Origin of the sequence: Methanospirillum hungatei (assembly GCF_020216685.1) — an archaeon.
Taxonomy (GTDB): Archaea; Halobacteriota; Methanomicrobia; order Methanomicrobiales; family Methanospirillaceae; genus Methanospirillum; species Methanospirillum hungatei_B.
On the sequence record NZ_JAIWNS010000020.1, the window covers coordinates 1 to 10,000 of the forward strand.

Genomic DNA, 10,000 nt, shown 5'->3' on the forward strand with positions numbered 1-10,000 from the left:
TGGCTTGCCGGGATGAGAGTAGACACCTTTATTCCAAATTTTGAAAGGATTGTATCAATCTCCCCCATATTGGACTGTATCCCTTCTTCTATCCGGGGTATATGTTCTACAAGAGGGGATATCGAAAGCACCACCATCGCCACAACCCCGATAAGACAGCCAAGGAAGATGAAAAATGCCAGATATCCGGATATGCGGGGGTCAAATCCTCGTTTTTGGAACCATAGCGAGACAACGGAGAAGATAACCGCAGCAAATACCGATAATAAAAACGGGCCGATGAAACCTCCGGCCATTTTCAGCCCTGCGAGGATGATAAAACAGCAGGCGGTCAGGAAGATAATCCTATCGGACTGAGGAAGATTTTCAAGAGAAACCATAGTATAGAGACGATCGGGAGCTGTATAGTTCTTTTCGTATGAAAAGGGTTATGAGCTGATAAGGAGATGTATTGAATTAGATAATCATCATCGGTTTATTGCCTGGTGGGGTGTGGCATAACCAGATGCTCTTCTGACTGGTGAATTATGGGGGGGATTCACATGGACGCTATCGCCATACTTGGATTTTTCTGTCTTATTTCTGCAGTAATCACGTATGGTCTTGGCATTTTTGTCTATGCCAAAAACCCAGACTCCAGAGTAAACCGCCTGTTTCTCATGGTAACCGCCGGTGCATCGTACTGGGCTGTCGGAGAATACCTGATTTGGAGTGTCAATAGTTATGAAAATGTCCTGTTCTGGCTAAAGGCGAGTTCTCTCTGGACTGTGGTCATTGTAATGTGTATTCATTTCATCCTCTGTTTTGCGGATCATCCGATGGCACGACGGGAAAATCGTGTATATCTTATCATGCTCCTCTACATTCCTGCAATAATTCTTGCAGGGGTGAATTTTTTCACAGATCACATCTTTACCGTCGCGTACTCACCAGATTTCAGGTATTATTACACCCCGTCAATCGGGGATCCGATTTATACCGCTGCCACAATCTATTTCCTTGCCATCCTGTTCTGGGCGATATATATCGGCTGGCAGGCACGAAGATTTGCCGGGAATGATACCTTAATGCGGCAGTCAAGTTCTGTCAGTATCGGTCTTCTTATTCTCTTAGGATTCGGCTCGCAGTCTGTCGTCATCCTCCCACTTTTTGGAATTTTTGCACCCAATATGGTGTTTATCGGGATCGTTCTCTTTTCGGTGGCAATCACATATGCAATTCTGAAGTATGGACTGTTCATTTTAAGCCCTGAAACGGTTGCAACAAATATCATTCAGACCATGCCGGACGGACTTATCCTCACCGATATGGACGGGCGGGTAATTACCACCAACAGTTCTGCAAAAAAACTTCTTGCCGGTTCATTTCAGACAAATCCGGGTGTATTCACCGGACCTCCTCTGCCTGAACCAATTTTTTCCAAAATCCGTGATGATATTGTGCGGAACGGTATGATCTCTGACTATGAACTGATTCCGGATTCTGACACAAAGAAAACCATGAGTGTATCAGGATCACTGGTTACTGATCCGGACCGGGGACCTGCAGGACTGATTCTTATCATTCATGACATCACCGAACGGAAGAATGCTGAAAAAGCACTCAAACTTGCAAATGAAAAGATATCTCTTCTGACACACCTCACCAGGCATGATATCAGCAATCTTGTTATGGCCGTTTCAGGATATCTGGAGATCTTGGAGAGTGAGGATGATGAGCAAAGGCGCAAAGAAATACTCTCCGTTTGCATGAATCTCGTGGAGAAAATTACAAGGCATCTTCATTTTTCACGGGAATACCAAAGTATCGGACTTCATGAACCGGTATGGCAGGATTGTGAGCGGCTGATCATGCGGGCTGTTTGGGATATTCAGCATGACCAGATTGAACTGATAATCAACCTCGTTCCAGCGGAGATATTCGCGGACCCGCTCTCGGTAAAAGTCATATATAATCTCTTAGAAAATGCCATGCGTCATGCCACGGGAATTTCCCGGATAGAGATTTATTCCCAGGAGATGGATGATGGATCATATGCACTTGTCATTGAAGATGACGGTCCCGGGGTCAGACCTGATGAGAAGGAGCGCATCTTTAAGCAGGGATATGGAAAGAATACCGGCCTTGGCCTGACACTTGCACGGGAGATCCTGCTGGTTACGAATATTTTGATCTGTGAAAATGGTGAATTTGGAAAGGGAGCACGGTTTGAGATACGAATTCCACCCGAATCATGGAGAAAGAAAACCCGGGAATAGAATCATGAATCATACACCACTTTTTGTTGATTTTCAAAATATCACGGTTGCCCTCAACTCCACCGTCCTGCTTCATGAACTTACGGTTCAGATTCCGGATGGAGAGCATGTTGCTATTCTGGGTCCGAATGGTTCAGGAAAATCGACCTTTATCAGAACACTCATGAGGGAACATTATCCGGTCTATGCAGAATCAGGCTCAGTCTTTCGGATCTGGGGTCAGGATACATGGGACGTCTTTACCCTTCGATCTCATTTCGGGTATGTATCCCAGGACCTTCAATATACATTTCACCGGAATATTTCCGGAAGAGAGGTGATTCTATCAGGATTTTTCAGTAGTATCGGACTCTTCTTTCATACCATCACACCAGAGATGGAAAACAAGGCAGATGAGATCCTCTCTTTTCTTGAAATTTCTCATCTGGCTGATCGGTCATTTTCTGATATGTCAACCGGCGAGGCCAGGAGATTTCTTATCGGACGGGCACTGGTTCATAATCCACGGGTCCTGATCCTTGACGAACCTTCAAACAGTCTGGATCTGCATGCCCTGCATATGCTCCGCTCTACCATGAGAAAGGTTGCGGCACAGACGGTCATCATACTTGTCACTCATTCCCTTCCGGACATCATTCCTGAGATAAACCGGGTTATTTTGTTTAAAAACGGTGCCATCTATCAGGACGGACCAAAAGAAGAGGTACTGTCAGATCGATCTATTGGTGCTATCTTTGATGTTCCGGTCAGGATCATTCATGATGACGGATACTACTATGCAACAGGATATTAACAGATTAATTGAATGATAATCCAGTTGTGGGATAAAAAAAGGGTGATATTGATCTGATTAGAAGCGTCTTCTGTTAAAGCCGCCGCTTGAACCGCCAAACCCACCGCTCCGGTTTCCACCAAAGTCACGGCGTGGCTGCATTGGGCGTGCTTCATCGATACGCATCGTTCTTCCGTCAAATTCGGTATCGTTCAGGGCATCGAGTGCTGCCTGGGCTTCCTCTGAAGTTCCCATCTCGACAAATCCAAAACCTTTGTTCTCAATGATTTTGGCGCTGACAACCTCTCCATAGGATGAGAAAAGTTCGCTGAGCTGGCTTTCGTTCGTGGAGTAGGGCAGGTTGCCTACGTATAATTTCTTTCCTTCCATGATAGTCCCTTATGGGCTTTTGCATAACTGTTGGGCCGCAGTGATCACAATCACATTGCGCCAGAGAATTACCAAGAATAGCAGTGAGATACCCTTTCGAACTGAACGAGAACTTACAAAAACTATTTCCAGAATTTACTCTTTCGTCTGCACATACACATTACCGCATGAGCATATAAGGTTTTTCCAGAATTTGCAATATTGACCGGATTATTTTTTAGAGAGACGGCCATTTTGTTGCTGTTTATTATGACTGACCATGCCTTGTGATGTCCCCCATGCTTCAGAACCCAGGAAATTCAGCACATGCCCGGTCACCAGATACTGCTGCTGATATCCGGGTCATGCCATTCTGATGAACTATGGGTGCTCTCTGAATGGCTATCGTGTTCACTTATCCCGAAAACCGGGGGGTTCCTGTATAAGCCGGACAAGACAAGATTCAATAGAGTGATCGATTACTGAAAACTCAGAATTCTCTTTCATCAGAATGAGCTTTTGTGTCACTTCCATACGACCTGACATGGGCCCAGGCTTTATGATATCGGTTCCAGGAACCGTTCTCCTCATATATTCTGATATCCGGCCGGTCATAGAATTCCCGGTCAGCTCCAACCGGGCACACCTTGATACATACTCCGCATGGGGACCGGTACTCTGCATTCAGGGCAGCACTCCGGTAAGCACACGCCTTTTTATTTGTTGTAGATTCAGGGTAATCTTCCTCTTCCAGTGCCTGGACCGGACAGGCACGGATACAGGCATTACACCGGGTACAGAGGGATGTTTCAATCAGGGGATCAGAATCAATCCTGGCAGTGGTAAGAACCGTACCAAACCTGACCCGTGGCCCCCATGCTCTGGTCAGAACCATATTGTTTCTCCCAAAGGTGCCAAGACCGGCAAGGACTGCGGCATGACGATGTGAAAAGAAGGCAACAGGGTTCTTCTGTAATACGTTAATGCTTCCATACCCGTCGCGGGGGATTGAAACCGAAGGAAAACCCTGATCATTGAGGAGTGTAGCAAGACGCCAGGTATTCTGATCGAGCAGACTGTTTACGACCTTATACTCTTCACGATACCAGATGGATGGAGCAGTCTCAACCACAGGCAGATGCACGGGAAGGCCGATAACAACAGCAGTCCGTGCCTCCGGATAGATGGAGGTCGGATAAAATGATTCAGGAACCCATGGGGAAAAGAGGGGCTGCTCCCACCGGCTCACATCGGCACATCCGACACATGAGATACCCATATCTGTGCAGGTCCGGATGATGAGATCCCTGATTATCATAGCAGAACCATCCTTTTCCTCAGGAAAAAAAGGGAATGAATGCTCCCTCCAGACCTATATGGCATGGCTTTCCCTATACCCTGAAACGGGCCATATCACGTGATATTTTATCGATCCTGATCGTTGCTTCCTGAATAGACTGGGCAATACAATCAAGAGAAACGGAATTCTCCTCGGTTAATGCGGCAGTATTGCCCAGTTCATTGATGGTAGTATGGAATGACTCATTCATGGAAGTAATATGCTCCATTACCATCTCATAGGCTGCCATCTGATCCTGGCTGGCTGAGTCGATCGAAATGATCCGCTTGGTGATCTCATCGATTGAAGATGCCAGCTCAGAAAAGATCTTCAATGTTTCATCAACTGCCCTGCTGCCATTCGTGATATCCTGTCGTGAGGTATCAATGGCACTTTTCATCTTTGCCGACCGTTCCTGGAGAAGAGAGATGATACCACTGATCTTCTCTGCAGATTTCTGTGATTCAAGTGCAAGTGCCTTAACTTCTCCGGCAACTACCGCAAACCCTTTCCCTGCATCACCAGCACGGGCGGCTTCGATTGCGGCATTGAGTGCAAGAAGATTTGTCTGGTCAGCGATATCGGTAATGATACCGACAATATCACCGATCTTATCCATCTCCGAATTAATCTCATGAATGATTCTGCCGGTCTCATCATGCGACTTTACAATGGACCTCATGCCGATATCTGCAAGAGTGCTGCTTTCAGATCCCTTATGTGAGAGCTGCTGTGACTGATTGATAAGAATTGATGCCTCTGCGGTCTGGCGGGCAATATCAGAACCGATGGATGTCACAGTACTGACCGTATCCTGAATCTTTGTGATTCCGGATTTTGACCGATCAGCCTGAATGCTGAGCTCGTTTGTGCCCCGTGCAATCGCCTGGGATGCAGATGCGATCTCCTCTACACTTGCATTTGACTCTTCCATCTCGGTCATCAGACCCTGTACCTCGTCAGAGAGAGCACCAATCAGGGACCCCATCTGGATACCAATGGTATCAAGCGCAGTCCTGAAATGAATAAAGTCTCCGGAGACGGGAACACCGGGGTCAAACCGTGCAGAGAAATTCCCTGCTGAATACTCGCGGGCAAGCGACATTGCCTCAGTAACCGGCCGGACGACAGCATCAAGAGTATCATTCACCGCTTCGATGACATGGCGGTACTCACCGGAGAAATGGACTGGATCTCCACGAACATTGAGATCACCATTTGATGCCGCCTGTGCTATCCCGTTTATCTCTAGAAGGACTGCCTTTTGATCTTCTCCGTCCCTGGTGATAGTATCCATCGTCTGCTGCAGGCGAAAAGCCATGGTATCAAAGGTTCTCCCAAGGATGGCAACCTCATCATGTCCGTCAGGGTTAATCCGGCAGGAAAGATCACCCTCTGCCAGGCGCCCTGCTGCATATGTGATCTCCTGTATCGGACGACTGATGGACCGTGCAACAATATAAAGCAGCCCTACTCCACCGGCGGAGATCAGGATACCAAAGATGACCAGGATAATGGTGAGGGAGATTGCATTGGCAGTCAGGATGGATGACGGGACCAGGACCAGAACCTTCCAAGGCAGATCAGGATCACCAACCACGACATCTGACATCTTCCCGACATAGGGACCAAGGGTAAAGGTTGCATCAGTCTTTCCGGTAATAATCTGCTGAATGGTCTCCTCTGATATTGAAAAAACAGGGGCAAGGGAAGCAAGCGGTTCACCAACCGTTCCGATATCCCCCGTGACTCCTGCTATTGTTCCATCATTACTCACTATCAGGACGATTCCTTCTCCATTATAGAGGAAGGTTTCATCTGCAAGATGGTCAATATCAGCAAGGGTAACGTCGACACCGGTTATCCCAAGAAACGTTCCCTGATAGAGGATTGGAACGATGGTTGACGCCATCAGGACCGGGACACTCTGTGATGGTTCAACATACGGATTGGTCAGGAGTTTCTGATGTGTTTGTGCAGGAATGGTATAGTAATCCTGTGTATAATCTGTCTCAGTGTCTACAGAATCCGGCTCATATATCATCCGCTGCGGAACACCATCCTCCCGGTACCAGTACATATTCATCCGTCCTGTACTGGAAAACCCGTTCTTCCCTGCATACCGGGAGTCGGCACGATCATACGCATTCTCTTCCCACATCGTGTAAACTCCATTATAGAGAAGATGGTTCTTCAATATCCCACCGATAATTGACTCAACTTCCTCTCTTGGCAGTGGTTTTCCTGCACTATATGGCCCAAGAAGCACATCAGCCAAAGATTCGGTCGAGTGCATCGGTTCAAGTAACACCCCTTTTATCGCTTCAGCCTGTGCATCTGCGAGAATTTTAAGTTCATCTTCAGCTCCTGAAACAGAGGTATTATATGTTGAAAATGCTGCAAACAAAATGATAACACTGGCAACAACAAGAAGAGAGAGAGAACCTGCATATAGGATTTTTTTATTGATTGAACTGACCGAAAAGAGAGAGGCCATGTTAGATCATGTATGAGCAATGTAATAAAGGAAGCGGGTATGGGGATCATATCTCCTGCACCATGACAGATCCTATCATGGTTGTCGTCAAATGTGTACTATGGATAGCCGGGTACCGGGATCAGAGTTACAACAACGGATGAAACGATTTAAAGCCCGAATGGAGGAACAAAAACCGGACTATGAACTGGTAGTAATTTTTGGAAATATCAACCTTTATTATTTCACCGGAACCATGCAGGACAGCATGCTCTGCATACCACGGGACGGTGAACCAACCCTCTGGGTCAGGAAGAGCTATGAGCGTGCGAAACATGAATCTGAATTCCCGTGTATTGAAAAAATGGGAAGTTTTCGTGACGCTGCCAGGGCATATACGGATGTTCCTGATACCGTGTATCTTGAAACGGATATCGTACCGCTCGCTCTTTACCAGCGGTTTTCAAAGTATTTTCCAATATCGCACGTTGAATCAGTGGATCGGGAACTCTCAATGGTCAGGGCTGTGAAGAGTCCATTTGAAATCTCCCTCATGGAAGAGTCAGGGAGAATTCATGCCCGTGTACTGGAAGAAAGCGTTCCAGATATGCTGACTGAAGGGATGCGTGAGAGTGAATTCGCAAGCAGACTGTATGGCCATCTGGTCGATGAAGGTCATCATGGAATTGCACGGTTTGGTATGTTTAACACCGAAATGCTCCTTGGTCAGATAGGATTTGGAGAGAACTCACTCTATCCGACATATTTTGATGGCCCTGGCGGATCTGTCGGGTTATGCCCTGCCGTTCCCCTCCTTGGTGACCGGAAGAGGAGACTGAAAAAAGGAGACCTTGTCTTTGTTGATGTTGGATGTGGATGTGGCGGGTATCATACAGACAAAACCATGACCTATATGTTTGGTGCATCTCTTCCTGATGACGTAATTGAGAAGCACAACCGGTGCGTGGAGGTGCAGAACCATCTGGCTTCTCTCCTTGTCCCAGGAAATATCCCATCGCAGATATACCGGGATGTAATGGCAGCGTTAGAGCCGGAATTTTTAGAGAATTTTATGGGATATAAAGACCGGAAAGTAAAGTTCCTTGGCCACGGTGTCGGTCTGTTAATCGATGAGATCCCGGTAATTGCTGAGGGTTTTGATGAGCCGTTGGAAGAGAATATGGTATTTGCCCTTGAGCCAAAGAAAGGAATCCCAGGAGTTGGAATGGTAGGAATTGAGAACACGTTTGTGGTTTCAAAAGGAAGGGGGCGGTGTATTACGGGAACAAATCCCGGACTCATCCGGGTATGAGAGATCCTATCTGAATCTGATATGATGGTGCTTTTGAAGATACTGAAGAATCTTATCAGATTCAATCCATCTTTTATCCAGCTGGTTTATCAGTTCATCAATAACCCGTATCTGTTTTATTCTGGCAATTTCAGCCACTTTCCGTTCGGTTATATCTGCTATCTGAACCAGGATCCATCCGACTGCATGATCCGGATGCGGGATTGGAGTTATCATCATCTCCAGGTACCGGATGCCGGAGCGGTCAGGTGGGAGATCATACATCTTACGAAGAGAATCAAAATCCAATTTCACTTCAGTCCCAACTATTACCTATTATGACTTTCGGTAGAGAGAGAAAGAGGCGTGAATAACCGATAGAATAGAGTGATCCTATGGCCGACAGATTATGATGATCATTGCGCGAGTTACAAATTTTTGTGAGCATACAATATTATCCACAGACCTTCTCATTTTTTCTCACATCTAGTAAATCAATAAATTGCAGCCAGATAAAAAATTTATTCGAATATTAGAGAGACTTAAATGATCTACATATTTGTACGACAAATACATCATTATATGTGTTTCAATTCTACACGATTGATCATGCGATCAGCAATCATCTGATTGTCGATCTGAATTCAGCCGGATATGAGGATCATCGATCCGGCCGGATATGCCCCCCACATGAACCTGATGGTGGTACAACAATGGCTGACAACTTTGATGTCAAACTTGACAACAAAACCTACATCCCTGACCCGTCCTACCAGGCAAATTCTGCCCTTGGTGACTATAAAAAAGCCTATGCAGAGTTTTTATCAGACCCGGACGGATTCTGGGCCGGTAAAGCCAGGGAACTGGACTGGATAAAACCATGGGATAAGGTAAAAGAGTGGAACTGGCCTGACGCCCGGTGGTTTTGTGGAGGAAAACTCAATGTCTCCGCAAACTGTCTGGACCGGCATGTAAAGAACGGAAGAAGAAATAAACTTGCCCTGATCTGGAAGGGTGAGCAGGGGAAAGAGGAGATCTACACATACCGTCAGCTCTACCGGGCTGTGATGCGGTTTGCCAATGCACTGAAAAAACTCGGTGTCCAGAAAGGGGACCGGATATGCCTGTATATGCCCCTTGTCCCTGAGCATATCATCGCTATGCTTGCCTGTGCCCGGATTGGTGCAGTGCACTCCATCGTCTATGCCGGATTCGGAGCAGAGGCTCTCCATGCACGAATCAGGGATGCACAGGCAAAAATTGTGATAACTGCGGATGTCGGAGTCAGGCGTGGTAAATTAATCCCACTGCGGAGTATCGTGGATGATGCGGTCAAAAACTCCCCCAGTGTTGAGAAGATCGTGGTACTGAGCAGGGAACGGTGTCCGGTGGAACTCTACTCAGAGATGGAAGTGGACTTTTACGCTATCCAGGAAGGTGTCAGTGATGAATGCCCGCCAGAGGAGATGGACAGTGAAGACCCGCTCTTTATCCT

At 46.7% G+C, this 10,000-nt stretch carries 9 protein-coding genes; 4 read left to right on the forward strand and 5 right to left on the reverse strand.

The window, feature by feature from the left end; translation table 11 throughout:
• Positions 1 to 380, reverse strand: a 380-nt coding sequence (locus tag LDL35_RS01190; RefSeq protein ID WP_304018672.1) for an AI-2E family transporter, incomplete at its 3' end; no start/stop codon positions are given.
• A gap of 147 nt (positions 381 to 527) precedes the next feature.
• Here LDL35_RS01190 and LDL35_RS01195 point away from each other — a divergent pair.
• Positions 528 to 2,258: an ATP-binding protein gene (locus LDL35_RS01195; protein WP_304018674.1), complete on the forward strand. Its 1,731-nt coding sequence runs from the start codon at positions 528 to 530 to the stop codon at positions 2,256 to 2,258.
• A gap of 4 nt (positions 2,259 to 2,262) precedes the next feature.
• Positions 2,263 to 3,051: an ABC transporter ATP-binding protein gene (locus LDL35_RS01200; RefSeq protein WP_304018676.1), complete on the forward strand. Its 789-nt coding sequence runs from the start codon at positions 2,263 to 2,265 to the stop codon at positions 3,049 to 3,051.
• A gap of 57 nt (positions 3,052 to 3,108) precedes the next feature.
• Here the strand turns inward: LDL35_RS01200 and LDL35_RS01205 are convergent, their stop codons facing one another.
• The 3 genes from LDL35_RS01205 to LDL35_RS01215 all read right to left on the reverse strand — a co-directional run bounded on the left by LDL35_RS01205 (position 3,109) and on the right by LDL35_RS01215 (position 7,235).
• The gene (locus LDL35_RS01205) at positions 3,109 to 3,420 is read right to left on the reverse strand and encodes an RNA-binding protein (protein ID WP_011447420.1); all 312 of its coding nucleotides are present in this window, start codon (positions 3,418 to 3,420) and stop codon (positions 3,109 to 3,111) included.
• A 469-nt stretch (positions 3,421 to 3,889) separates the two neighbouring features.
• The gene (locus LDL35_RS01210; RefSeq protein ID WP_304018681.1) at positions 3,890 to 4,717 is read right to left on the reverse strand and encodes a 4Fe-4S binding protein; all 828 of its coding nucleotides are present in this window, start codon (positions 4,715 to 4,717) and stop codon (positions 3,890 to 3,892) included.
• 73 nt (positions 4,718 to 4,790) lie between these two features.
• Complete coding sequence (locus LDL35_RS01215; RefSeq protein ID WP_304018683.1) at positions 4,791 to 7,235, reverse strand: methyl-accepting chemotaxis protein; 2,445 nt, start codon at positions 7,233 to 7,235, stop codon at positions 4,791 to 4,793.
• Positions 7,236 to 7,326: 91 nt separating this feature from the next.
• On the opposite strand from LDL35_RS01215, the gene LDL35_RS01220 reads away from it, so the two are divergent.
• Positions 7,327 to 8,526 carry a Xaa-Pro peptidase family protein gene (locus tag LDL35_RS01220; RefSeq protein ID WP_304018685.1) on the forward strand — a complete coding sequence of 400 codons (1,200 nt, stop codon included), beginning with the start codon at positions 7,327 to 7,329 and terminating at the stop codon, positions 8,524 to 8,526.
• Positions 8,527 to 8,532: 6 nt separating this feature from the next.
• Here the strand turns inward: LDL35_RS01220 and LDL35_RS01225 are convergent, their stop codons facing one another.
• Positions 8,533 to 8,790 (reverse strand): hypothetical protein, encoded by a 258-nt coding sequence (locus LDL35_RS01225; RefSeq protein ID WP_304018687.1) that lies wholly within the window; start codon positions 8,788 to 8,790, stop codon positions 8,533 to 8,535.
• 428 nt (positions 8,791 to 9,218) lie between these two features.
• Between LDL35_RS01225 and LDL35_RS01230 the strand changes: the two genes are divergently transcribed.
• A partial coding sequence (locus tag LDL35_RS01230; RefSeq protein ID WP_304018688.1) for an AMP-binding protein occupies positions 9,219 to 10,000 on the forward strand: 782 nt, incomplete at its 3' end.